This window comes from Actinophytocola sp., from assembly GCF_050699935.1.
Taxonomy (GTDB): Bacteria; Actinomycetota; Actinomycetes; order Mycobacteriales; family Pseudonocardiaceae; genus Actinophytocola.
Genome location: NZ_JBOHGB010000001.1, coordinates 98,435 through 120,861 on the forward strand (window position 1 = coordinate 98,435; position 22,427 = coordinate 120,861).

Sequence of the window (22,427 nt, forward strand, 5' to 3'; positions counted from 1 at the left end):
ATTCGATCACGGCTCCTCGTTGAGCACGAGCGCCGTGAACTCGGCTGCCACGACGTCCTGTTCCGCGGACACGCGCCTGCCGAGCTGCCGTGCTTCGGCATCACCGCCGGAACGGATCACCTCGGCGTCGGCGTTGGCTCGGGCGAACATCGCGTCGCGTCGCTCCTCGCCCGCTCGCACGCCGGATACGCGCGCGGCGGACAGCAGCCGTTCGGCCTCCGCGCGGGCCGCGTCCAGCACGGAATCCGACGCCTCGCGTGCGGCATCGCGTTCGGTGAGAGCGGTCTCGATTCGCCGGACGGCGTCCAGCGCGCCCACGTAGGGAAGTCCATGCGAGTTGGTCATGATCGCGCCCCTTCACGGCGACCGCGGGCGCGCATTCGCCTCAGTCGGACACGGTCCTCCAGTTCACGCTCGTCCAATACCAGCGAGATACGAGCCCGCTCTGCCTTGAGCCTCGGGACCACGACATGCTCCAATGCGTTCATTCGCCTTGTCGTACGGGCGATCTCGTCGGCCAGACGTCGCACCGACAGCTCGAGGGCGGCGAGGTCCAGAAGCCTGTCGAGTACGGACTCGAATCGCTCGGCAACCGCATCGGTTGCCGCACTCGTCGCCGCCAGGCTGTAGCCTCGGCCGGTCCGCGCCCGCTCGACCTCACCCTTCTCGATCTCCACGACGTGCACGCCTGCCACGCTTCGCGTGTGGACAGTCACCTTGACGCCGTCCTCGGCGGCGAACGCGGCCGATTCGAACGGTTCGCGTCCGTCTTCCGCGATCGCGACTCCCAGGAGTCGTCCCGCTCCCGCCACCTCGTGGTCGAGAAGGTCCATCGACTTCAGTACAGACGCACCGAGGCGATCGAACTCCTTGATCAGCGCGCCACGCCGCTCCTTGAGCAGCTCGCCACCCTGAACCGCGAGCCTGATCCGCGCTCGGCGCGCGAGCAGCTCGCTCCGCGTCGCATAGACCTGCTCCATCACCGGCCACCACCGTCATGGTGCCCCCGAGGCTCACTGCGCCGTATGGCACGTGCCGAGACATTCATGTGAATCGACTCCCTCGGCGCACAGTGGACTGTCGAAGCGGCATCGCCGTTGGAATCAACTGCGTACCAACGATGTTGCCTCTCGGCCGCCAACGCGGACAGGCCTGCGTCCGGCCAAGCGGGCACCGGTCACGTTGCCGGGCGTCGGCAACCTGCACTCCGGGAAGTTCCCTCGTTCGGCCTGCCCGCAGAGTGTCGGTGCGGGGACACCGGACGCCCGACGAAACCGTCGTCAGTCGTCGTCGATGGCGAGATCGATGATCATCGCCCGGCGCTTCCTGGCGTCGACCAGGTCGATGGTCGCGACGTCCACCATCTTCCGAAGCCGGTAGCGGATGGTGTTCGGGTGCACGCCCAACCTGTGCGCGGCCTCCGCAAGGTCACCGCCGGCCTCCAGCCAGGCTCGCAGTGTCGACACGTAGTGGGTGCCGTGTTGCGCGTCGTGCTTGCGAAGCTCGACTATCGGACCGCGTGATGGGGCCCGGCCAACCCGGGACACCGCATGAAGGCGGCGCAGCAGGATGTCGTCCCACGATTCGTCGTAGGCCACCGGCGCGGCCCGCGCCGGTCGGGTCTCATGTAGAGCGAGGCACTCGTCCGCCTCCCGCCTGCTCGCCGGGAGATCAACGGTGGAGGCCACCCCGCCGATTCCTGCCGACACCACGGCCCGGGTCGGCAGCGAGATGCGAATGTCGTCGATCCAGGCGCGCACCGCGGTCAGCTCGTCACCGGGAAGGATCGTATAGAGGGTATTGCCGAACAGCGCGCTTCGGCCCGGCCTCGACCAGCCGAAACCGGTCGTAGCCCGCTCGAAGGTGAGCAGCAGCGCCGCATGCCGTTCCTCCAGGACGTGCGCCTGCATCGCGATCACCCGGAACTGTCCCTGCGGCAGCCCGAGTTGGCTGACCACCGCCGTCGGGTCCGCCGTGCCCTCCAGCAAACCGGATCACCAACTCGGACTCGACCTGACGTTCCAGATCCGCGCTCGCCCGCGACCTCAGCAGGTGTAGCGCGACCGTGCGGGAACCGTCGACCAACGCCGTGTGCCGCGCGCCGACGACCGGTTCAGCGCACTCCATCCACACCGACCCCAGCAACTCCCTGCCCGCCCGCACGGCCACCACCATGCGTCCGGTCAACCCCAGTCGCGGATCACCCTCGACGAACAACGGTTCGTCGGAGGCCGCGAGGTGCACGAAGACGCCGCGCTGCTCGAAGAGCGCGCGCACGCCGTCCGGAATCCGGCGGCCGAGGATCGTCTCCAGCCGAACCTGATCCGAGCCGTGCTGCAGGTCGGAGTACGCCAGGACGCGTGACATCTGGTCCTCGATGATCACCGCGCCGCCGACCGCGTACGCCAGGTTGTCGGCGAGCGCGAATAGGTCGGTCGGGCCGCGGCCCGATTCGGTCTCCCGCCCCTCCAGCACGAGGCCGTACACCACTCCGGCGACCTGACTCCACGACACGGCGGGATCGAGCGCCAGCACGGCGAGACCCCGTGCCTCGGCGGCGGACAGGACATCGGGGTCCAGCGGCACGCTCGCCCGAACCAGCACCACGACCGCACGCGCGGACGCCGCCAGCTCAACCGCCCGTGCCACCGACTCGACGCCCACCGCGACGAACACGTCACCGACGAGCTCCCGGGAGTCGGTCGCGTCGTGCAGCACCACGCTGCGCAGCTCGGTGTCCCGCGCCGCCGACGAGGAGTAGAAGCGCGTCCCGTAGCCGCCCAGCACGTTCACCAGCCGGTCCAACCTGACCATGCGCCGTTCCTACCCCATCGGTGTCCGGGTTGTCCTCACCCGGTGAGGATGCTGGAACCAAGCGCGATCAGCGACCCGGCCTTGACGACCTCGAGCGCGATGTAGGCCAGGTGGACTCGAGAGCGCGGCAGATTCTCGCCGGCGAGCACGCGGTCGGAGCGGCGGTTGAGGCGCGGGCGGATGACGGCCAGCTGCCCGACCAGAACGACGGCGACCATCACGAACCAGGTCAGAACCCAGCTCGGGAACGCGCCTGCCGCGATCGTCACGGCCAGCGTGAGGCCGAGCACTACCTCGACGACGTTGAGCGCGCGGAAGATGATGCGGCCCACCGCGAGGCCGATCGGGATCGTCACGCCGGGGGCGCGGAACTTCAACGGAGTCTCGAGAAAGGAGATCGCCAGCACCATGCCGAGCCAGACGAAGCTGACCGCGCCGGCCACTGCCGCGCCGGCGCTCACGGCAGTCCTCGATCGGATCGTCGCGGACGGGGAAGGCCGGGGTCACGGAACACGAGCTCGTCCGTTGCGGTGCGTTCTCGATGCCGCATGGTGGGCTCAACCTGCCCGTCGGGTCAGGGCGGCGATCAGCGGATGGTCACGGTGCATCGGCCCGAGCGTCGCGGCTCCGCCCGGAGAGCCGAGCTCGTCGAAGAACTCGGCGTTCACTTGGGTGTAGATCGTCCACGACTCGGGAAGGTCATCCTCGTAGAAGATCGCGTCGACCGGACAGACCGGTTCGCAGGCGCCGCAGTCGATGCACTCGTCCGGGTGGATGTAGAGAGATCGCGCACCTTCGTAGATGCAGTCGACCGGGCACTCGTCGACGCACGCGCGGTCCTTGACGTCGACACACGGCTCGGCGATCACGTAGGTCACCGCACGATCTCCTCTCACCCACACCTAGTTACCACAAATATCACATGTGAATATTCAGAATCAGGGTGGCGGGGGAGCGCTGTAGGAGAGGGACAAGGCCGGCCACCGCGATTGTTGGAATCGGACAACAGGTGGGCGCGCTGCCGGAGTCATGCTGGCCTCGACGGCAGTTTTGCCCTGGTGTGGAGGTGGATGATGGTCGGCGAGCGCGTCGACGGCGGTCCGCGGTCGGTGATCGTGGTCGGCGCGGGCGTCGTGGGTCTGTCGACCGCGTGGTTCCTGCAGGAGCGTGGTGTCCACGTGACCGTGGTCGACCGCACCGGCGTCGCGGCTGGCGCGTCCTGGGGCAACGCCGGGTGGGTCGCGCCGGGCCTGGCGATTCCGCTCAACGAGCCGACCGTGCTTCGTTACGGTCTGCGGTCCCTGCTGAGCCCGACCGCGCCGCTGCAGGTGCCGATGAAGACCGACCCGGGGTTGTGGGTGTTCCTCGCGCGGTTCGCGGCGAACTGTCGGTGGTCGTCCTGGACGAGGGCGGTGCGGGCCAACCTGCCGCTCAACGACGAGTGCATCGAGGCGTTCGACGTGCTCACCGCGAACGGCGTGCACGCGACGACGGTCGACGCGCCGATCACCGCGGCGTTCCGGACCCCGGACGAGGCCCGGGGTCTGCTGGGCGAACTGCGCCGGATGGCTGATGCGGGGCAGCCGGTGGACCATACCGGGCTCGACCGTGACCGGCTGCGCGATCAGGTTCCGCTCGCCGCTGACACGCTCACCGCGGGCGTCCGCGTCGAGGGTCAGCGCTTCCTCGATCCGGGCGATTTCGTCCACGCCCTGGCCCGCGCGGTGACCGCCCGGGGCGCCGCCGTCTACACCGTCGACGTCGTCGACGTGCGTGTCCGCGGCTCGGGTGTCACGGTGCATGGCCGGCACGGCAAGCCTCTGTCCGCGGACGCGGTGGTGGTCGCCACCGGTGCGTGGCTGTCCCGGCTGGCCTCTGGGTGGGGGGTGCGGGTCCCGGTGCGGGCCGGGCGCGGGTACTCGTTCACCGTGCCCGTGGACCACCCTGTTCCCGGGCCGATCTACCTGCCTGAGGTGCGGGTGGCGTGCACGCCCTATCGGGGTGCGTTGCGTGTCGCGGGCACGATGGAGTTCCGCGACCCCGATGCCCCCGGTGTCCCGGCCCGCCTCGACGCGATCATCGCCTCCGCCCGTGCGCTGCTGCGCGGCGTGCGGTGGGAGGAGCGCACCGACCTGTGGGTCGGCCCGCGCCCGGTCACCCCTGACGGGCGCCCGCTGATCGGGGTGGTACGCGCGCCGGGGATCTATGTCGCGGGCGGGCACGGCATGTGGGGACTCGCCCACGGCCCCATCACGGGCCGGCTACTGGCGGAACAGATCACCACGGGAAAGCAGCCCGCCGCACTGCGCGAATGCGATCCCTTGCGCTGACCCAAACCCCGCCGGGTATACCCGCCACCACCGCTGAGCCACGAGCCATCCCGCCGTCCGTGAAGCCGGTGCCGCCAACCGGCCTCACGGACCCCGCCGTCAGGGCGGTCCCGTTCACCCCCCTCCGTCCGCCCTGACGGCGGCCCTTGTCAGCGGTCGCACCGTTCCCGCAGGCCACCGCCCGCCGCGACACCGATCCGAGGACACAATGCCCCACGCGCCCGCCAACGACGCCGCCCGACGACACCGCCTTGCGGATCACCTGCCAGCACTGCGCGCCATGCTGGAACACCAACGCAGGTTCCGTCAGGAGCAGCTGGCCGAGCTCGACACCGTGCTCGCGAACGCCGCAGCGCCCACCGACGAGGCACGGCGCGAGGTCGCCGTCAAGGTGGCCGCAGCCGCACGGCAAGCGTTGGCCGACATCGACATCGCGCTCGCCCTCGTGACCAACGGGGGCTATGGCCGCTGTCGCCGTTGCGGCACTGATATCCCGCTAAGCCTGCTCCGGGCCATCCCCACGTCACGGTGGTGCCTGGCCTGCCGGAGGCGGCGCACTCCCGTGACCGCTCGAATACCTCGACGTCGGCTCCCGATCAATATATCGTGATACGATATAAATGGGCCGATTGGCTTGACACACACCATTTGTCGGCACGGGATCGCTGATGACGACCGGAGCGCGTAAGGGGCCAGCCATGGTGCCAGAACAGCGGGGCGAGCCGGTGATCGATGGATGTCTGACCGGCCAGCTGGTCGACCCGGACCCGGTGGAGACCGGGGAGTGGCTGGCGTCGCTCTACGGCGCGGTGGATCATGTCGGGCATGCTCGGGCGCGCTACCCGATGCTCAGCCCGCTCAGACGGGCGCGGGAACGACAGGTCGGCGTGCCGGACGTGCGAAGCATCGACTACATCGACACGATCCCACCGGAACTCGAACCGTCGTGCCCCGGCGTCGAGCGGCGGATCCGGGCCTTTGTCCGGTGGAACGCGGCAATCATGATGCATCGCGCTCAGCGTCGTGGGATCGGCGTTGGTGGGCACATCTCCACGTACGCGTCGGCCGCCTCACTGTACGAGGACCAGCTCGACGGATTCCGGCAGGAACTGTCGCACCCCCGGACCCGGCGGTGGCCTCCCGGCGTATCCACACCCGAGACTGATGCCGGACTTCTGGGAGTTCCCGACCGTCTCAATGGGACTCGGTCCGCTCAACGCGATCCACCAGGCCCGCTTCAACCGCTACCTACGGGCACGCGGGATCCGCGACACCAGCCGCCAGCGGGTGTGGGCGTTCCTCGGCGACGGCGAGCTGGACGAGCCCGAGTCGCTCGGCGCGATCGGCGTGGCCGCCCGCGATGGTCTGGACAACCTGACTTTCGTGGCGCCGGCTGGAACGTCATCAAGGTCATCTGGGGCCGCGAGTGGGACCCGCTGCTCGCCGCCGACACCGTCGGCGCGTTGTTCGAACTGATGAACACCACTCCCGACGGGGATTTCCAGACGTACCAGGCACAGTCCGGCGGTTTCGGGCGTCAACACTCCTTCGGCCGCGACCCCCGCACCCTCGCGATGGTCGACCACCTGACCGACCAGGAGATCTGGAACCTCAAGCGCGGCGGGCACGACTACGGCAACCTCAAGAGCTTCCGCGCTCGCCTCTGCCTCGACATCCCCGACGCCGCCCTCGACGAGGAGCTGCCGCCGTACTACTGGTCACCCAAGAGTGCCGAGCTGGAGTACCTGCACGGACGGCGCCGCGTCCTGGGTGGATACCTGCCCGAGCGGCCGGTGCACGGCACACCGCCGGTGCTGACCAGCGACCTGGCCTACGCGGTCGCCCGCCACGGATCCGGCCGCCAGCAGGTCGCCACCACGGTGGCGTTCGTCCGGCTACTCAAGGCGTTGATGAGGGGTCAGCGGATGGGGCACCGGCTCGTGCCGATCATCCCGGACGAGGCCCGCACCTTCGGCCTCGACGCGCTGTTCGCCTCCAAGGAGACCTACTCGCCGCACGGGCAGACCTATCTGTCGGTAGACCGCGAACAGATGCTGAGCTACCAGGAGGACGCCGCTGGAGTCCTCCTGCACGAAGGCATCACCGAGGCCGGGTCCGCCGCGTCCTGGACCGCGGCCGGTACCTCCTACGCCACCCACGGCGAACCGATGATCCCGATCTACATCTTCTACTCGATCGCTTCGACCAACCCGGCATGCCTCGCCTACGACGCGGCCTACGCGTTCGAGCTCAGCCACATCGTCCAGCACGCGTTGCGCCGGATGTACGGCGAACCCCGCGACGGGGAGGACCCGAACGTCTTCTACTACCTCACCCTCCACAACGAACCCATCCGGCAACCGGCCCAGCCCGACGACGTCGACATCGACGGCATCCTCGCCGGGATGCACCGCTACGCACCGGCCGCCGGCGACGGCACCAGGCCTCGCGCGCAGATCCTCGCCTCGGGCGTGGCGGTTCCCTGGGCCCTCGCCCACCCCGGCCAACTCCGCCGGGTTCCCCACCGTCTGAGCCAGGCTCCGGGTCCGGTGGTCGCCGTCTCGGACTGGATGCGCGCGGTGCCCGACCAGATCGCGCCGTTCGGTCCCGCCTGGTCGTCCCTCGGCGCCGACGGACTCGGTCTGTCCGACGACACGATCGAAGCAACCAGGGAGGTGCGTCGTGCTCAGTGACCACGAACGGGAAACCCTGCGCGAGATCCAACGTCAGCTGGTCGTCGACGATCCGGACCTCGAGCGATCCTTCCGAGCACTCGAGAAACCGACACCCACACGGACACCGCCGCCGCAGGGCCGGTGGGCCTACACAGCGGGCATCGCCGTCGCGGCAGTCCTGGCCGTTGTCCTGCTGCTGGCTGGATCGCTGGGCGGTGCCCTGGCATTCGCCGTGATCGCGGGATCGGTCTCGTTGGCCCGGCACCTCGATCACGCCGCCAGGCAACGCAAACGTGGCGATTGACCCCTCAACCGCGGCCGGCACGCGATGCCGTTCTCGACATCCGGAACGAACTCGGGGTCGTCGTGGCGGCATGGCCGCCGTGGACGTGTGCTTCTGGTGGCGTAGCCAGGATCAGGCCGCCGGCCAGCAGCATTGCTACCTGCCGGTCGGACAGTCGGTGCCGGGTGGCGAAGGCCTGACCACTGGTGGTGTTGCGCACGGTGATTCGGCGCCGGTGGTGATCGCGCGCCACAGATCGCGTGACTGCCAACGGATCAACCAGGGGGATATCCCCGTCATCGACGTCCAGTGCGAGCACCCCCGAAGTTCGTCAGGTTCTGCCAGTGGAGGCGGGCGAATCACATGGCGAGGACCGCCCCAGCCCGAGGCAGCGCGGGATCCCGGCGAGGCCCTTGGCCGTAGTGGCGCCGCCGACCGCGAGGTGTCCGCTGCCGTCCTTGGTCGCCAGCACCCGCGCACCGGCGGGCAGGATCTCGTCGGTGGACACGTTGTCGCCGACAGCTGAGCGCGACCGGCGCCTCGATGCGGTCGGGCAGCGGCGCGAAGTCGGGAGCGAAGAGAGATGTTGCGGCCCTTGAGCAACGTCACCCCGTTCCGTGTGCTCAGGCAACCGTGGTTCGGGCTTGGCGGTGTTACAACTGGACTCGGCCGGCAGTGTGATGTCGGGTAGTCGATACCTCGCAGGTCCGGCCGATCGCGGGGGTCGGTGATATGCCCGGTGGACGCGGCCGCGGCGGCGATGAGTGCGAACGTGGAGCCCATCTTGGTGAGATCCCGCAGGATCTGCCGCGAGCTCGGGTTGACCTCGAAGGACACCCTCTCGGGTGGCCCTGCCGCCCGGTCACGATCGCGGCGACCACGGCGAAGTCGCGCAGCCCGGGTTGGCCGACGAGCCGACCACCACCTGATGCGGCTCCCGGCCGGCGACCTCACGCACCGCCACGACGTTGCCCGGTGAGCTGAGTAGCGCGATCATCGGTGGCTCCACAGTGGACAGATCGATCTCGTCGGTCAGGTCGTGGCCGGCGTCCGGGTCCGCGAGCACCGGGGTGAGTTCGTGCTAGCTGCGGGTCACCCGCCGACAGGGGTGGCGTGATCGACACTGGGGAGGTGCGGTGCGTGCGGGATCGGCAACCCGTTTCCGGCCGAAGCGAGCTTGTCCGATGACGCGGCCGACGCGGCGCCGGAGTGGGCGGGCTCGGCGGGTGTGGCTCGTTCCAGGAAGCGGAGCAGTTCGACGGGGAAGGGCAGTACGAGCGTCGAGTTCCTCTCGGCGGCGACCTCCACGACGGTCTGGAGCAGGCGCAGTTGTAGCGCGGCCGGGTGTTCGACCATCGTTTCGGCGGCCTGCGCCAGCTTTGCCGATGCCTGCAGTTCTCCGTCGGCGGTGATGACCCGGGCGCGCCGCTCCCGCTCGGCCTCGGCCTGGCGCGACATCGACCGTTTCATCGACTCGGGCAGCGCCACATCCTTGATCTCGACCCGGTCGATGTGTACGCCCCAGCCCAGTGCCGGGCTGTCGATCATCAGCTCGAGGCCCTGGTTGAGGCGCTCGCGGTTGGACAGCACGTCGTCGAGGTCGCTCTTGCCGATGATCGACCGCAGCGAGGTCTGGGCGACCTGGCCGATGGCGGACATGTAGTTCTGCACGTCCACCGCGGCGCGCACCGGGTCGACGACCCGGAAGTACACCACGGCGTCCACGCGGACGGTCACGTTGTCGCGGGTGATGCCGTCCTGGGCGGGCACCGGCATCGTGATGACCTGCATGTTGACCTTTTGCAGTCGGTCCGCGACTGGCAGGAGCACCGCGAGTCCCGGTCCGCGGATCGCGGGTCGCACCTTCCCGAACCGATACACGACGCCTCGTTGGAATTGGGTGACGACCCGGACGCTTGTCGCCATATAGAGGATGCCGAAGCTCAGGGCGACGAGCAACACGTAGAAGATGATCACGATTTCCTCCGATGTCACATGTGGACCTTGGATGGTGCCGTCAGGCCGCGGCCGACGGAGTGAACCCGCATGGCGGTGTCGAGGTCGAGACGCCGAGGCCGCGGAACCTGTGGGGGCCGGCCGGTTCCCAGGTCTCCCGTGTCGGAACCCATGTCACGCCGTTCAGGTACTCGCCGGCGCTGTGACCTTCCAGCACGGACGATTTCCGCGGTGTCGGCGGCCGTCGCCGGTCGGCGACTTCGGCGCCGGTCAGCAGGTTCGGGCCGACCAGCAGCACCATGACGAGCGTCAAGTCGACCAGAACCGGGATCTCGTGCCGTGTTTCCTGTTCGCGATCGGTGAGCACGACACACCTCCTGGGTGTCTCGCGGCCCGGTGAGCAGATCGGGCCAGTGCACAAGTATATCGTAACACGATATACTTGTGTGGTGATGTGCCGCGGCGGTGAAGGGAAGATCGTGGTGTCATGAGTGTCGTGACGACGAAGAAACGCGCGGAACCAGCACCGCTGACCAAGCAGGACTTCGAGGCGTTGGCCGCGTTCCGCTTCGGCATCCGGCGCTACCTGCGGTTCAGCGAAGAAACCGTGCGCAGCCACGGCCTGACGCCCCAGCACTACCAGCTGATGTTGGCACTCAAGGGATTTCCGGGCCGCGAATGGGCGACCTTGCGCGAGCTGGCCGACCGCCTTCAGCTACGCCACCACAGCGTGGTCGAACTGGTCAACCGAGCGCAGAAACAGCGGCTCGTGGTCCGCGCGCCACACCCATCCGACGCACGGGCGGTACGGGTGCAGCTGACCAACGACGGACAGTCGATCCTGGCACGGCTGAGCGCGCTGCATCGCGACGAACTGCGGCGCATGGGTGCCGTGTTGGCGCCCCCGGCGTGGAGCGATACACGCGAATGAGCGAGGACATCGCGGCCCAGCCGGCACAAGGAGGCCAGCCACGCACGATGTGCGGAGGTGGAACATGAGCCGGCAGATCGTCAAGTCGTCGTCCCGGGTGCCTCGTGGCTCGGCCATGCCTGGACACGTTCGCCGAGTTCCCACAGCTACCGGGCTCAGAACCCCGACCGCAGCCGTGGCCACGGCCCTGACCGCAGCCCAGGCGCTGCGCGCGGTGTGGAGCAAGCGTTTCTGTCGACTGAACGCGCCCAGGATGGCTTGCAAGGGCAGCTGCCTTTTACGCGCGGATCGTGGTCGGCTTCGACGGCTCCCCCAACAGCGTGCTGGCCGTGAACTGGGCGTTGACCGAAGCGCGTCTGCGCGATGGCGTGGTGATGCTCTGCCATGTCTCGCCCGGCTGGCGTGCCTCCGGTGACGCCCGCGACGACGAGCGGAAGGCCAGGGCGCATCGGGTGCTCGCCCGCGGTGCCCGTCACGCGAGCCGGCAAACGATGACGGTGCAGGTGATCCGTGAGCTTCTGCTCGGCGGACCGGCTCAGCAGCTCCTGTTCGCCGCGTCTGGGGCCACATTGCTCGTCGTCGGCACCCGCGGCGAGGACGGGTTCCCCGGTCTGCGGCTGGGATCGGTCAGCGCGCAGGTCGCGCGCCACGCGCCGTGCACGGTGATCGTCGTACCCGACCCCGCAGGTCGTGGCGACAACCGACGGGACCGGCAGATCGTGGTCGGGGTCGACGGCTCCACCGGGTCGAAGGCGGCGCTTGCGTTCGCCTTCGACGAGGCCACAGACCGGCAGGCGGAACTGCGCGCCGTCTACGTGTTCGACGTGGCCACGGTGCAGTCCATGTCCAGTCTGCCGCAGGCGGATCTGCGCCGGTTGCACGTGAACGCGGCAGACACTGCGTGGGCTGGTCACCGCGCACGCGGCGAGCCACCCCGGTGTGGTGGTCTGTTGCGAGGTGTTGCCCGGGGCACCCGCATCAACGTTGACCTCGACCGTTGACAGCGTGCTGTACACCGCATCGTGCCCGGTTGCCGTCATCCGCGGAGACTGCCGCCCGCGGCCGGCAGGTGCCCATCGGCGGCGCCGCGGATCCCCGGTGAGGGGTCGGTCATGACCGACCCCTCACCGACGCTGGCGTGTCGATCTGGCTCGACGACCTCAGCCGCGACCGGCTCACGTCGGGCAGCCTGGCCGACCTGGTGGCGCGACCGTGTGGTGGGAGTGACCACCAACCCCACGATCTCTGCCCGGGCGATCACCGGCGGCGACTCTTACGACAGCCAGCTGCGGGACTGGCCGTACGAGACGTTGCGGTCGGCGAGGCGTTGCGTGCGCTGACCACTCGCGACGCGCGGTGGGGAGGTGATGTGCGCCTTCCTCGACGGGATGGAACGGGCTCACCACACCGGCCGCGACCTGTCCACGATCGCGTCGGTGGCGGCGTTCTTCATGTCCCGGGTGGACACCGACATCGACAGGCGACTGGACGCGATCGAAACCCCGGAGGCGGCGAAGCTCCGGGGCGGGGCGGCGATCGCGAACGCCCGGCTGGCCCACCAACGCGACGAGTCGCCCCGGCGTGGTCAACACAATGCCCGAAGCCACCTTGCGAGCGGTCGCCGACCACGGCCGGGTACCGGCGGACTCGATCCACGACCACCACCACGATGCCCAGCAGGTCCTCGACCGGATGCGGGCACTCGGCATCGACTACGACACGGTTGTCGACACCCTCGAAGTCGACGGCCTGGCGGTCTTCGACAACAGCTGGGACCAGCTCGGTGACACGCTGACCGCGACTCTGCGGACACGGCCTTCCCAGCATTTGAACCCGTGACGACACCACGATCGGGTTTGCACTAGTGAGTTCAGCTAAACTAAGTGCCGTGAGTGATCAGCGGCTAACCGACACCGCGTCGGCTCCGGTGCTCGGGGCGAGTCGCTCCCGGGTACTGGAACTCCTGCGAGCGGCGGATGCCGCCCTGGGAGTGGCGCAGCTGGCCGAGCGCGCCGGAGTGCACCCCAACACGGCTCGATTCCATCTGGATGGTCTGGTCACGGCCGGTCTGGCCGAGCGCCAAGTCGAAGAACGCACGCGGCCCGGCCGGCCACGCATGGTTTACCGGGCAAGCCGCCATGACGTGGCGGCCGGCCAGCGCAGCTACCAGTTGCTCGCGACCATGCTCACCGGTCTGGTCGCCGGGGCGCTGCCACAGCCGGCGCGGACCGCGGTCGAGGCCGGTCGAGAGTGGGGCCGCTACCTGGCCGAGCGACCGGCACCGTTTCAGCGGGTCGATGCGGCAGACGGAATCCGGCGACTGTCGGACGTCCTCGCCGATGCTGGTTTCGCCCCCGGCGCGGTGAGCGACGCGGAGCACCCGGTCATCCCGCTGCGGCACTGTCCTTTCCGCGAGATCGCGCTTCAGCACGGGGACGTGGTGTGCTCGCTACACCTTGGCCTCATGCAGGGTGTTCTCGCCGAGGTGCGGGCGCCGGTCACCACCGACCGTCTCGAGCCCTTCGCCGAGCCATCCCTGTGCCTGGCCCACCTGACCACCACGCGCGAGCAGCGTGCGGCCCGCCGTGGTGCCAAGACACGGCGCACCACGGGCACGAACGACGAGGCCTGACCGTCAACCGATGCGATGAGCTCACGGGTCCTGACCTCGACCTCGCGCACCAGGGTCCTCGCCGTCGGTGTCATCAATGAGCACAGCCGACGCCAGCACCTCCGAAGGCGCCGCGGTCGCCTCCGTACGAGGCACGATCTTGCCCATCAACGAGATGTACCGCTCGTCGCGCATCCGTTCGATCATGTGCGGATAGTGCAGGTCGAAAGCGGGACGTTCGGAGCGGATCTGGGGGAGCTCGGTGAAGTTGTGCCGGGGCGGCGGGCAGGGCGTGGCCCATTCCAGCGAGTTCCCGAAGCCCCACGGGTCGTCCACGTCGACAGGTTCGCCGTACCGGTAGCTCTTCACGACGTTGTAGATGAACGGCAGCACCGACGCACCCAGCACATAGGAGCCGACGGTCGACACAGTGTTCAACGTGGTGAAGCCGTCGGAGGGCAGGTAGTCGGCGTAACGCCGCGGCATGCCTTCGTTGCCCAGCCAGTGCTGGACCAGAAACGTTCCGTGGAAGCCGAGGAACGTGGTCCAGAAGTGCAGCTTGCCCAGTGACTCGTCGAGCATGCGGCCGGTCATCTTGGGAAACCAGAAGTAGATTCCGGCGTAGGTGGCGAACACGATCGTGCCGAACAGCACGTAGTGGAAGTGGGCCACGACGAAATAGGTGTCGGTGACGTGAAAGTCGATCGCGGGCGAGGCGAGCAACACGCCGGTCACACCGCCGAACAGGAACGTCACCAGGAACCCGATGCTGAACAACATCGGGGTCTCGAAGGTGAGCTGCCCCTTCCACATCGTGCCGATCCAGTTGAAGAACTTGATCCCGGTCGGCACCGCGATCATGAAGCTCATCAACGCGAAGAACGGCAGCAGCACCGCACCGGTGGCGTACATGTGATGCGCCCACACCGTTATCGACAGTCCGGCGATTGCCATGGTGGCGAAGACCATTCCCCGGTAGCCGAACAGAGGTTTGCGTGAAAACACCGGGATGATCTCGGTGACGATGCCGAAGAACGGGATGGCGACGATGTAGACCTCGGGGTGTCCGAAGAACCAGAACAGGTGCTGCCAAAGGATCACGCCGCCGTTGGCGGGATCGAACACGTGCGCGCCGAGACGACGATCGGCCAGCAACCCCAGCAGCGCCGCGGTCAAAATCGGGAACGCGATCAGCACCATGATGCTGGTGATCAGGATGTTCCAGGTGAAGATCGGCATCCGGAACATCGTCATGCCAGGCGCTCGCAGGCACACGACCGTCGTGATCATGTTGACCGCGCCGAGGATCGTACCCAGACCGCTGATCACCAGCCCGGTGATCCACAGATCCCCACCCACACCTGGGGAGTGGGCGCCGGTGGACAGCGGGGTGTAGGCGAACCAGCCGAAGTCCGCGGCCCCGCCCGGAGTCAGGAAACCCGCCAGCACGATCAGACCGCCGAACAGGAACAGCCAGTACGACAACGAGTTGAGCCGCGGGAACGCCACATCCGGTGCACCGATCTGCAACGGGAGAACACAGTTGGCGAATCCGAACAGCGTCGGCGTCGCGTAGAGCAGCAGCATGATCGTGCCGTGCATGGTGAACAGCTGGTTGTACTGCTCATGAGACAGAAACTGGAGCCCCGGGCGAGCCAGCTCGGTCCGGAGCAGCAGCGCCATCACCCCACCGGCCAGGAAGAACCCGATCGACGTGGTGAGGTACATGATGCCGAGCTGTTTGGGATCGGTGGTGCGAAGCAACCCGACCAAGGCCGAACCCGTCGCCGCCGGCCGCACCGGATACGGACGGGTCGTGATCGGCCGTGCAGTGGTGGTCACGGTTTGCCTCCTTCGGCACGGCCGTCGCGCGCCAGGCCCGCCCGGTGTGGACCGGGCGATCCAGAGCCGCTGTTCGACACTCCCGACGTATGGGCGTCACCGGCACACGGTGAGGTGGGCAACCCGGCGGCTCGCTGCGACCACATCCGAACGTGACGACGTCACCACCCTCACTGTTCTGGTGTCCGATCCCCGCGGCATCGTCAGTCGACGCTCGACGACCGGAGCCTCGGGCGCGGGAGGCAAGCCCGGGAGGTCGAGGGCAGAATCGAGTTGTTTATACAAACGACGGTAGTACAAATACCGCACGAGTCAAGCGACCGCCAGGCCTCGCCCGGGTCTGCCGTCGCCGCCCGACCGCAGACCACCAACCAGATACCAGGACAGGAGGAGCCACCATAAGGAGCACGAGCTCGTGGCGGCCGTTCGCGAGGTCTCCGGGCTGGAGGACGCCGATCAGCCCTGGCGGCCACACGTGCGACGCTGGCGTTGTTTGGGGGAGTGGTTCGCCGGTGGTGAGCCGAGCGACCTCGCTGCGCAGCCGTTCGCGGGCGTCGCCGAGTCGCTGCCGCAGACGGGTCGCGACGGCCTCTCAAGCCGGTAGCGCGGGTTCGAATCCCGTCGGGGCTACGTTTCATCGCGGTGGTGTCGCCGGGCCTCAGGCGAGCGAGCGCAGGAAGGCCGGCACAGAGGCGACGGCCTCGGCCGGCTCGCCGCGCAGCCGGCTCTCCAGGGCGAGGTCGCCGTCGTAATCGATCGTGTCGAGTGCACTCAGCACGGCGGACCAGTTCAGGTGGCCCGCGCCCGGCTGCAGCCGGTTGGAGTCGCTCACCTGGACGTGTCCGACATGGCGCGCGAACCTCGTGAGAGCGGCGGCGGGATCGTCCTCCTCGATGTTCATGTGGTAGGTGTCCGCGCCGATGCGCACCGACGCCAGGCCGACCGCGTCGATCAGGTCCGCCGCCTGCGCCAGCCGGTTGACCATGTGGTCCTCGTAGCGGTTCAGCGGTTCGAGGAACAGCGTGACGCCCTCGGCGGCGGCGTGCTCGCCGAGCTCGGTCAGGCCGGCCAGCAGGACCTCCCGGTCCTCGGCCTCGCCGCGGGGCGGGTCGAACGGCGGCAGCCGGCGGGAGAACATCCCGTAGGACGCGGGCGTCATCGCCCCGACCCCGCCGAGTTCGGCGATGACCGACAGCTGGGAGCGCAGCTGCCGGACCGCGTCGGCCCGCAGGTCCGCGTCGAAGGCGCCGATGAAGTGCGGCATGTCGACGCACACGGTGCGCATCACGACCCCGTGCGCCGCCGCGCGCCGCAGCTCGGGCAGCCGCTTCGCCAGCGCCAGGTCGCCCTTGCCGCGCAGCTCGATCGCGTCGTAGCCGGCCGCGGTGGCGAAGTCCCATTTGGACTCGAGGTTCGCGCCGGGCAGCAGCTGCTCCTGGCAGGCGAACGTGAGCACTCAGTCCTCCGTGTAGTCCAGCACGACCTGCAACGCCTCGGCCGGGCGCTCGTCGATCAGCTCGTAGGCTGCCGCGGCGTCGGCCACGCGCACCCGATGGGTCACCAGCCCGACCGGGTCGACCGCGCCCTCGGCCGCCAGCCGCAGGAACGTGCGGTTCATCCGGTCCTGGTCCCACCGCCCGGCGAGCCGCGCCGGCGGGCCGCCGATCTGCGAGCAGACCAGCTCGACCCGGTTGTGGTGGAACTCCTCGCCCAGCCGCAGCCCGACGGCGTCACCCTGGTAGAAGCCCGCGGCCACCACCCGCCCGCCGACGCAGACCGACCGGATGGCCTCGTGCAGCGCGTGGCTGTTGCCACTCAGCTCGATTGCCACGTCCGCGCCACGCCCGCTGGTGAAGGAGCGGGCGACCTCGGCCGCGCTGTCGGTGGTGACGTCCACAGTGGTCGCGGCGCCGAACTCGGTCGCCTTGTCGAGCCGGGCCGCGATCGCGTCGCCGGCGAGGACGCGCGCCCCGCTGAGCGTGGCCAGCCGCGTGGCGAGCAGCCCGATCACGCCCTGGCCGAACACCGTCGCGGTCTCGCCCAGGTGCACCTCCGCGGCCAGGACGGCGTTGAGCGCGACCGACCCGACCCGGGTGAACGTCGCGGCCAGGGGGTCGAGCCCCGGCGGCACGACGTGATCGTCCAATATGGACGCTGGGACCACCGCTTCGCTGCGGTGGCCCCAGATTCCCCACACGAGGTCGCCCTCGGCCGGCACCCCTGGCTCGCCCGCCACGTCGGGCGCCACCTCGGTCACCATGCCGACCTCGGAGTATCCCCACCCCGACAGCGGATACCGTGGCTCGTCGGTCCCCGCCACGAACAGCCGCCGCCGATCGTCCCAGGTCCGCGTGAGGTAGGGGTTCGTCCCGCGGTAGGCCGTCAGCTCGGTGCCGGCCGAGATGCCGGAGTAGAGCGTTCGGACCCGCAGCGCACCCGGCGGCAGCGGCTCCTCGGCGATCTCCACGACCTCGACCCGCCGCGCGCCGGCGAACCGGACCACCGTGCCCACTCGACCTCCTCGCTCCACGAACCGCCCACCGGCGGCCCGTTGTCGGGGAGTGTAGGGCCGGTTACGGCGCGTGCCACCCGCCGTGCCGGCCGGTGACCTGGTCGCGGGGGCCGATCTTGACGATGCCGAACGAGTCGAAGGAGTTGACCCGGATCTTCAGCACCAGGTCGTCCTTGACGATGACGAACAGCTCGCTCGGCCGCTGGAAGTCGTCCACGATCCGGTAGGTGCGGAACAGCGAGCCGTCGACCATCGCGAACAACGCCTTGTAGATGGCGTTGAGCTCCGACTGGCGGGCCGTCTCGGCCCACTCCGCGAGCACGTCGAGGCCTGTCTCCATCCGGAACCTGGAGGTGCCGACCGTCCTGCCGATTTCATTCATGACCCGCACCCATCTCCTCGGGCGGACTCGCCGCTTTCCATAACACCGTTCTACTACAAAGGTAAGGGTGTTATGTAACGCTGTCAAGGTCAGTTGGTGGCGCGGCGAACTCACCGCACGTTGGGAGATCCAGAAAAACGGCCCGTCCCGCTCGTGCGGGAGGGACCGCGCTGTTCGGCCGGGCCTACCGGCATACGGCGTCGGGCGACCCGCGCCCGTACTCGGTGATGTTCGGCGGACTGGTCACCCTGATGGTCGGCGAGGCGACACCGCCGAGGTCGCGGCGGCGCGCCGGTCGGCCAAACGGTTCCCGGTCGAGGTGCTCAGCGAGCCGTCGGTTCCGTTGGGGAGTCGGGCGGGCTGAACGGCCCCCAGGTGAACGCCGGCAGCCACCGGTGCGAGTCGCGGTCCCAGTCCAGCCCGGTGATCTGCGCGTGGGTGCGCCGCCCGGCGATCGACCGGTAGAGGTCGATGCGGTCCGCGGTGACCGTCGCCGCCGGGTCGCCGTCGCCAACGGTCCACTGGGTACTGCCGGTGGACAGGCGCAGCGCGGGCAGGTTGTGCGCGGTCACGGCCGCGGCGAACCCGTTGGCGAGTACCTCGAAGGCGCTCGCGAACGCGGGGTGCTCGTCGGGCATCGGGGCGCCGACCGCGTAGCGCAGGTCCAGTTCGTGGGTGAACGCGTCGGTCACCAGGAGGTTGCCGGCCCGGTCGCCCCGGTCGGCGAGCAGCAGGTCGACCTCGCCGCCGATCTGGTCCCACGCGTCCAGCAGCTCCGGCACGCCCATGTCGGCCGAGGAGGACGGGCGCGTCGACGGCCAGCCGGACATCCGGCCGATCGAGAGGGCCGCCGACCCGACCAGGTGGGCGAGCAGGTCCCGCACCGTCCACTCCGGACACGCTGGCACGGTCGGGTTCGCCGGCCCTCCCGACAGCACCTCGAGCACGTTCTTCCGCACCTGACGGTAGGACTCGTGGTTGGGTGTGCGGGTGCCGCGCAGTGTCGGCCGGCCCACCTCGTACAGGCTCGTGTCCATGCTCACCCCTGGCTGTCTACAGTGGAACGATGACATGCTGTCCTGGCACGGTGGCGGGAGCCTGGTGTCGGCGGGCCACGCGCTCGGCCGCGGCCTTGCTGGCGAGGTACGGCTCGCGGGCATGGCCGACCGGCGAGCCGGCGTGCAGCGGTTCCCGCCGGGAGGGGAACAGCGCGGCGACGCTGGACACGTGGACGGTGCGCTCGACCCCGGCCGACCGGGCCGCGGCGAGCACCACCTCGGTGCCGGTCTCGTTGGTGCGGCGCAGCTCCGCGCGGGCCCCAGGGACGAACGAGTAGACCGAGGCGGCGTGCAGCACCGCGTCCGCGCCGCGCACCGTCCGCGCCACCACCACCTCGTCGAGCACGTCGCCCACCACGACGTCGACGTCGCCCGGGACGATCCCGAGCGGACCCAGCGCGCTGTCCACAGCGGATGGATCGCGGACGAGCAGGCGGACCCGGTGTCCGGCGCGCAGGATCGCGCCGACCGAGTGGGCGCCGACGAAGCCGGTCCCACCCGTCACGCAGACCAGACGCGCTGACATCGTGGACCCCCTGCCGGTTCAGGCACTGCGCGCCGTCGGCCCGCCGTGGTGATGGAAGCCGCCACCGAGGAACAGCAGGGGCCGGCCGCCGCCCCGGCTGGCGCTGTGCACCGTGCCGAGGAAGATCGAGTGGTCGCCGCCCCCGTAGGTCTCGGTCACATCGCACTCCAGCCAGGCGAGGGACCCGGCCAGCAGCGGCACGCCGGTGTGCCGACCGGGAAACCAGTCCACCTGGTCGAACTGGGCCATCCCGGCCGGCCGGCCCTTGCCGGCGAAGTAGCGCGCCACGTCCTCCTGCTCGGTGCTCAGCACCGACACGCCAAAGTGTTGCGATTCGACGATGGCGTCGTGCATCCGGGCGGTGCGGCCGACGCAGCACAGCACCATCGGCGGGTCCAGCGACACGGAGGTGAAGGCGTTGGCCGTCATCCCGTGTGCCTTCTCGCCGCGCGCCGTGAGCACCGTGATTCCCGTGGCGAACTGGGACATCACGTCGCGCAGCGCGCGGGCGTCGGTCTCCTGCTCGCTGCCGGTGCGGAGCATCGCCACCGGTGGCGGGGCGGGAGGTCCCGGCCGCTCCGCCCGCCCGCGGCTCATCGCGCGTCCCTGCTGCTGGCCGGCTCCGGTGCGCCCGGGGCGACGTTCGGGATGCTGGTGTACGGCGCGAGCGCCTTCCGCAGGTTGGCGGGCACCCTGACCGGAACCGTGTCGTTGTTCGGCCCGCGCATGCAGGCGATCCGCTGCCGGCCCCTGGCGACCAGGAACTCGACGCCCTCCACGAGCTTCACGTAGTCGAAGCTGAACTGGATCTGGGTCTGGGTCAGCTCCTCGAGCCGCATCCGCACGGACAGCTCGTCGAAGGCGGTGATCTCGGAGAAGAACTCGCACTCCACCTTCAGCGTGAACAGCTTCAGATCCTCCTTCAGCTCCGCCAGCACCTCGGGGGCCTCTTCCTTGAGGAACATCTCCCGGCAGCGTCCCTGCCAGCGCAGGTAGTTCGTGTAGTAGACGTTGCCGACGAAGTTGGTCTCCTCGAATCCCACCGTGTGGCGGACCTCGTAGTATCCGGCCATTCCTCAGTTCTCCTCTCCCGCGACCGACCTCGTTTCGCCGGCCTTCGCGGCGACGAGGTCGCGCACAGCGTCCCGCTGCTCGCCGAGGAGGGCCGCCCAGAACCGGTCCGGTTCGTGCCGGAAAGCCGTGCGTCCGTCGAGCACGTTCTCCCGAGGTTCTTCCGGAGAAGTGGTGTCCGGACAACGCAACCCAATGCGTAGGATCGCGTTCCGCTCCTTGCTCACGTTCACCGCCTCATGGCCGGAAAATCGGGACGAACGGCACACGCAGATAATGCGCGGCCCGCCCGGGTGACGAGTACCAGCCTGCAACAGCGGTGATGAGCACACCTACTCCCGTTGTGCGCAGCGTGGTCCAGCGGAGTGCCGAAGCAAGATCGGGAATTGCCGGCACTCCCCGGATGCGGTTTCGGGGATCTGCGGGACTGGCGCCGGTCGGCGCATTCCAGGAGATTCCGCCACCCGTTTACCCGCTTTACTCTGCAATGAGGTGTATCGGTGAAATGAGCTGACTGATGCGAGCTGAAATCAATGTGCTCGGTTCCCTCGAGGTCGCCATCAACGGCGTCCCGGTGGTGCCGACGGCAAGCAAGCCGCGCCAGCTCCTGGCGATGCTCGCGATCAACGCGGGCCGGCTGGTGACCAGCACGGCGCTGATGGACGAGCTGTGGGGTGACCGCACGCCACGCAGCGCGCCCAGCACACTGCAGACCTACGTGCTGCACGTCCGCAACCTGATCCGCGCCGCGTTGCCGGATGACCAGGCACAGGTGGCACGTGATCTCCTGACCACCGGACATACCGGTTACCTGCTGCAGGTCGAGCCGGAGTTGGTGGACGCGACGCGATACACCCGGCTGTCCTCGGGCGGGCGGGTGGCCGGTGCGGCCGGCGACTACGTGAAGGCCGAGGGGCTGCTGTCCTCGGCGCTCGCGCTATGGCGGGGTCCGGTGCTGGTCGACGTGGCCGCGGGTCCGCAGCTGGAGATCGAGGCGATGCGGCTGGAGGAGAGCCGGCTCACCGACCTGACCCTGCGCATCGACGCCGACCTCCACCTCGGCCGCCACCACCAGCTGCTCGGCGACCTCGCCGCGTTGTGCGCCAGGCACCCGTTCATGGAGAACTTCCGCGCGCAGTACATGCTCGCGCTGTACCGGTCCGGGCGGCCGGGCCAGGCGCTGGAGGTCTACCACGACATGTGGGCGACCATCCGTGACCAGCTCGGCGTCGACCCGTCGCCGCGGCTGCGCCAGCTGCACCGGGCGATCCTCACCGGGGACACAATCATCGACGCCCCCCGGTTCATGGTCAACACGTGGGTGCCGGACGCGGTCGCCGGCTGACCGGCGCTTCGCGCGGGTCGCGACCGCGGCAACCGAGGAGATGCGACCCGCTGGAACGGATCAGCAGAATTAGTCACGGCCCGAACGCGTC

General features: G+C 69.1%; 26 protein-coding genes and 3 pseudogenes. 10 read left to right on the forward strand and 19 right to left on the reverse strand.

What is annotated here, in order from left to right; all coding sequences use genetic code 11:
* Nucleotides 1-6: 6 nt before the first annotated feature.
* The 5 genes and pseudogenes from ACRDTB_RS00525 to fdxA all read right to left on the reverse strand — a co-directional run bounded on the left by ACRDTB_RS00525 (nt 7) and on the right by fdxA (nt 3,692).
* Nucleotides 7-345: a hypothetical protein gene (locus ACRDTB_RS00525; RefSeq protein WP_431427808.1), complete on the reverse strand. Its 339-nt coding sequence runs from the start codon at nt 343-345 to the stop codon at nt 7-9.
* Complete coding sequence (locus ACRDTB_RS00530) at nt 342-980, reverse strand: V-type ATP synthase subunit D (protein WP_431427909.1); 639 nt, start codon at nt 978-980, stop codon at nt 342-344. Before ACRDTB_RS00530 ends, ACRDTB_RS00525 begins: the two co-directional genes overlap by 4 nt.
* Nucleotides 981-1,280: 300 nt before the next feature.
* Nucleotides 1,281-2,814, reverse strand: a pseudogene (locus ACRDTB_RS00535) (PucR family transcriptional regulator).
* Nucleotides 2,815-2,849: 35 nt separating this feature from the next.
* On the reverse strand, nt 2,850-3,275 hold the full coding sequence (locus ACRDTB_RS00540) for a hypothetical protein (protein WP_431427809.1): 426 nt from the start codon (nt 3,273-3,275) through the stop codon (nt 2,850-2,852).
* 96 nt (nt 3,276-3,371) lie between these two features.
* A complete protein-coding gene (gene fdxA / locus ACRDTB_RS00545) occupies nt 3,372-3,692 on the reverse strand; it encodes a ferredoxin (protein WP_431427810.1) in 321 nt (106 codons plus the stop codon).
* Between the two features lie 192 nt (nt 3,693-3,884).
* Here fdxA and ACRDTB_RS00550 point away from each other — a divergent pair, with 192 nt between their 5' ends.
* From ACRDTB_RS00550 to ACRDTB_RS00565, 4 genes and pseudogenes are all read left to right on the forward strand, one after another.
* Complete coding sequence (locus ACRDTB_RS00550) at nt 3,885-5,144, forward strand: NAD(P)/FAD-dependent oxidoreductase (RefSeq protein ID WP_431427811.1); 1,260 nt, start codon at nt 3,885-3,887, stop codon at nt 5,142-5,144.
* Between the two features lie 208 nt (nt 5,145-5,352).
* Complete coding sequence (locus ACRDTB_RS00555; RefSeq protein WP_431427812.1) at nt 5,353-5,754, forward strand: TraR/DksA family transcriptional regulator; 402 nt, start codon at nt 5,353-5,355, stop codon at nt 5,752-5,754.
* Nucleotides 5,755-5,812: 58 nt separating this feature from the next.
* A pseudogene (locus tag ACRDTB_RS00560) lies at nt 5,813-7,816 on the forward strand (pyruvate dehydrogenase (acetyl-transferring), homodimeric type); the annotation flags it as partial.
* A gap of 10 nt (nt 7,817-7,826) precedes the next feature.
* Nucleotides 7,827-8,123 carry a DUF3040 domain-containing protein gene (locus ACRDTB_RS00565; RefSeq protein WP_431427813.1) on the forward strand — a complete coding sequence of 99 codons (297 nt, stop codon included), beginning with the start codon at nt 7,827-7,829 and terminating at the stop codon, nt 8,121-8,123.
* A 4-nt stretch (nt 8,124-8,127) separates the two neighbouring features.
* Here the strand turns inward: ACRDTB_RS00565 and ACRDTB_RS00570 are convergent, their stop codons facing one another.
* From ACRDTB_RS00570 to ACRDTB_RS00590, 5 genes are all read right to left on the reverse strand, one after another.
* Nucleotides 8,128-8,421, reverse strand: coding sequence for a hypothetical protein (locus ACRDTB_RS00570; protein ID WP_431427814.1), 294 nt, complete (start codon nt 8,419-8,421; stop codon nt 8,128-8,130).
* Nucleotides 8,422-8,433: 12 nt separating this feature from the next.
* Entirely contained in the window at nt 8,434-8,610 is a 177-nt protein-coding gene (locus ACRDTB_RS00575) for a hypothetical protein (RefSeq protein ID WP_431427815.1), read from the reverse strand.
* A gap of 354 nt (nt 8,611-8,964) precedes the next feature.
* Nucleotides 8,965-9,168 (reverse strand): hypothetical protein, encoded by a 204-nt coding sequence (locus tag ACRDTB_RS00580; protein ID WP_431427816.1) that lies wholly within the window; start codon nt 9,166-9,168, stop codon nt 8,965-8,967.
* Nucleotides 9,169-9,194: 26 nt separating this feature from the next.
* Nucleotides 9,195-10,076 carry a slipin family protein gene (locus tag ACRDTB_RS00585; protein WP_431427910.1) on the reverse strand — a complete coding sequence of 294 codons (882 nt, stop codon included), beginning with the start codon at nt 10,074-10,076 and terminating at the stop codon, nt 9,195-9,197.
* 43 nt (nt 10,077-10,119) lie between these two features.
* Nucleotides 10,120-10,425, reverse strand: coding sequence for a hypothetical protein (locus tag ACRDTB_RS00590; RefSeq protein WP_431427817.1), 306 nt, complete (start codon nt 10,423-10,425; stop codon nt 10,120-10,122).
* 120 nt (nt 10,426-10,545) lie between these two features.
* On the opposite strand from ACRDTB_RS00590, the gene ACRDTB_RS00595 reads away from it, so the two are divergent.
* The 4 genes and pseudogenes from ACRDTB_RS00595 to ACRDTB_RS00610 all read left to right on the forward strand — a co-directional run bounded on the left by ACRDTB_RS00595 (nt 10,546) and on the right by ACRDTB_RS00610 (nt 13,621).
* Nucleotides 10,546-10,989 carry a MarR family winged helix-turn-helix transcriptional regulator gene (locus ACRDTB_RS00595; protein ID WP_431427818.1) on the forward strand — a complete coding sequence of 148 codons (444 nt, stop codon included), beginning with the start codon at nt 10,546-10,548 and terminating at the stop codon, nt 10,987-10,989.
* A gap of 290 nt (nt 10,990-11,279) precedes the next feature.
* On the forward strand, nt 11,280-11,990 hold the full coding sequence (locus tag ACRDTB_RS00600) for a universal stress protein (RefSeq protein ID WP_431427819.1): 711 nt from the start codon (nt 11,280-11,282) through the stop codon (nt 11,988-11,990).
* Nucleotides 11,991-12,127: 137 nt separating this feature from the next.
* Nucleotides 12,128-12,828, forward strand: a pseudogene (locus tag ACRDTB_RS00605) (transaldolase family protein).
* An 88-nt stretch (nt 12,829-12,916) separates the two neighbouring features.
* Entirely contained in the window at nt 12,917-13,621 is a 705-nt protein-coding gene (locus ACRDTB_RS00610) for a helix-turn-helix transcriptional regulator (RefSeq protein ID WP_431427911.1), read from the forward strand.
* A 21-nt stretch (nt 13,622-13,642) separates the two neighbouring features.
* Here the strand turns inward: ACRDTB_RS00610 and ctaD are convergent, their stop codons facing one another.
* Entirely contained in the window at nt 13,643-15,442 is a 1,800-nt protein-coding gene (ctaD, locus tag ACRDTB_RS00615; RefSeq protein WP_431427820.1) for an aa3-type cytochrome oxidase subunit I, read from the reverse strand.
* A gap of 415 nt (nt 15,443-15,857) precedes the next feature.
* Here ctaD and ACRDTB_RS00620 point away from each other — a divergent pair, with 415 nt between their 5' ends.
* Nucleotides 15,858-16,046 carry a hypothetical protein gene (locus ACRDTB_RS00620; RefSeq protein ID WP_431427821.1) on the forward strand — a complete coding sequence of 63 codons (189 nt, stop codon included), beginning with the start codon at nt 15,858-15,860 and terminating at the stop codon, nt 16,044-16,046.
* A 54-nt stretch (nt 16,047-16,100) separates the two neighbouring features.
* On the opposite strand, the gene ACRDTB_RS00625 is transcribed toward ACRDTB_RS00620, so the two are convergent.
* The 8 genes from ACRDTB_RS00625 to ACRDTB_RS00660 all read right to left on the reverse strand — a co-directional run bounded on the left by ACRDTB_RS00625 (nt 16,101) and on the right by ACRDTB_RS00660 (nt 21,137).
* Entirely contained in the window at nt 16,101-16,898 is a 798-nt protein-coding gene (locus tag ACRDTB_RS00625) for a sugar phosphate isomerase/epimerase family protein (protein ID WP_431427822.1), read from the reverse strand.
* Nucleotides 16,899-17,954 carry a zinc-dependent alcohol dehydrogenase gene (locus ACRDTB_RS00630; RefSeq protein WP_431427823.1) on the reverse strand — a complete coding sequence of 352 codons (1,056 nt, stop codon included), beginning with the start codon at nt 17,952-17,954 and terminating at the stop codon, nt 16,899-16,901.
* Between the two features lie 61 nt (nt 17,955-18,015).
* Entirely contained in the window at nt 18,016-18,336 is a 321-nt protein-coding gene (locus ACRDTB_RS00635) for a DUF6235 family protein (protein ID WP_431427824.1), read from the reverse strand.
* Between the two features lie 323 nt (nt 18,337-18,659).
* Nucleotides 18,660-19,373 (reverse strand): maleylpyruvate isomerase family mycothiol-dependent enzyme, encoded by a 714-nt coding sequence (locus tag ACRDTB_RS00640; RefSeq protein ID WP_431427825.1) that lies wholly within the window; start codon nt 19,371-19,373, stop codon nt 18,660-18,662.
* A gap of 16 nt (nt 19,374-19,389) precedes the next feature.
* Entirely contained in the window at nt 19,390-19,920 is a 531-nt protein-coding gene (locus tag ACRDTB_RS00645) for an NAD-dependent epimerase/dehydratase family protein (protein ID WP_431427826.1), read from the reverse strand.
* Nucleotides 19,921-19,938: 18 nt separating this feature from the next.
* Nucleotides 19,939-20,463, reverse strand: coding sequence for a flavin reductase family protein (locus ACRDTB_RS00650; protein ID WP_431427913.1), 525 nt, complete (start codon nt 20,461-20,463; stop codon nt 19,939-19,941).
* 50 nt (nt 20,464-20,513) lie between these two features.
* The gene (locus ACRDTB_RS00655; RefSeq protein WP_431427827.1) at nt 20,514-20,993 is read right to left on the reverse strand and encodes an acyl-CoA thioesterase; all 480 of its coding nucleotides are present in this window, start codon (nt 20,991-20,993) and stop codon (nt 20,514-20,516) included.
* Nucleotides 20,994-20,996: 3 nt separating this feature from the next.
* Nucleotides 20,997-21,137, reverse strand: a complete 141-nt coding sequence (locus ACRDTB_RS00660) for a hypothetical protein (protein ID WP_431427828.1) — start codon at nt 21,135-21,137, stop codon at nt 20,997-20,999.
* Nucleotides 21,138-21,508: 371 nt separating this feature from the next.
* Here ACRDTB_RS00660 and ACRDTB_RS00665 point away from each other — a divergent pair, with 371 nt between their 5' ends.
* A complete protein-coding gene (locus tag ACRDTB_RS00665; RefSeq protein ID WP_431427829.1) occupies nt 21,509-22,336 on the forward strand; it encodes an AfsR/SARP family transcriptional regulator in 828 nt (275 codons plus the stop codon).
* The last annotated feature ends 91 nt before the right edge of the window (nt 22,337-22,427 follow it).

Coding starts and splice junctions, on each gene's coding strand:
- ACRDTB_RS00530 (WP_431427909.1), bottom strand. CDS start 980: ATGGAGCAGGTCTATGCGACGCGGAGCGAGCTGCTCGCGCGCCGAGCG.
- ACRDTB_RS00550 (WP_431427811.1), top strand. CDS start 3,885: ATGATGGTCGGCGAGCGCGTCGACGGCGGTCCGCGGTCGGTGATCGTG.
- ACRDTB_RS00525 (WP_431427808.1), bottom strand. CDS start 345: ATGACCAACTCGCATGGACTTCCCTACGTGGGCGCGCTGGACGCCGTC.
- ACRDTB_RS00555 (WP_431427812.1), top strand. CDS start 5,353: ATGCCCCACGCGCCCGCCAACGACGCCGCCCGACGACACCGCCTTGCG.
- ACRDTB_RS00655 (WP_431427827.1), bottom strand. CDS start 20,993: ATGGCCGGATACTACGAGGTCCGCCACACGGTGGGATTCGAGGAGACC.
- ACRDTB_RS00640 (WP_431427825.1), bottom strand. CDS start 19,373: ATGGACACGAGCCTGTACGAGGTGGGCCGGCCGACACTGCGCGGCACC.
- ACRDTB_RS00635 (WP_431427824.1), bottom strand. CDS start 18,336: ATGAATGAAATCGGCAGGACGGTCGGCACCTCCAGGTTCCGGATGGAG.
- ACRDTB_RS00595 (WP_431427818.1), top strand. CDS start 10,546: ATGAGTGTCGTGACGACGAAGAAACGCGCGGAACCAGCACCGCTGACC.
- ACRDTB_RS00665 (WP_431427829.1), top strand. CDS start 21,509: ATGCGAGCTGAAATCAATGTGCTCGGTTCCCTCGAGGTCGCCATCAAC.
- ACRDTB_RS00650 (WP_431427913.1), bottom strand. CDS start 20,463: ATGCTCCGCACCGGCAGCGAGCAGGAGACCGACGCCCGCGCGCTGCGC.
- ACRDTB_RS00645 (WP_431427826.1), bottom strand. CDS start 19,920: ATGTCAGCGCGTCTGGTCTGCGTGACGGGTGGGACCGGCTTCGTCGGC.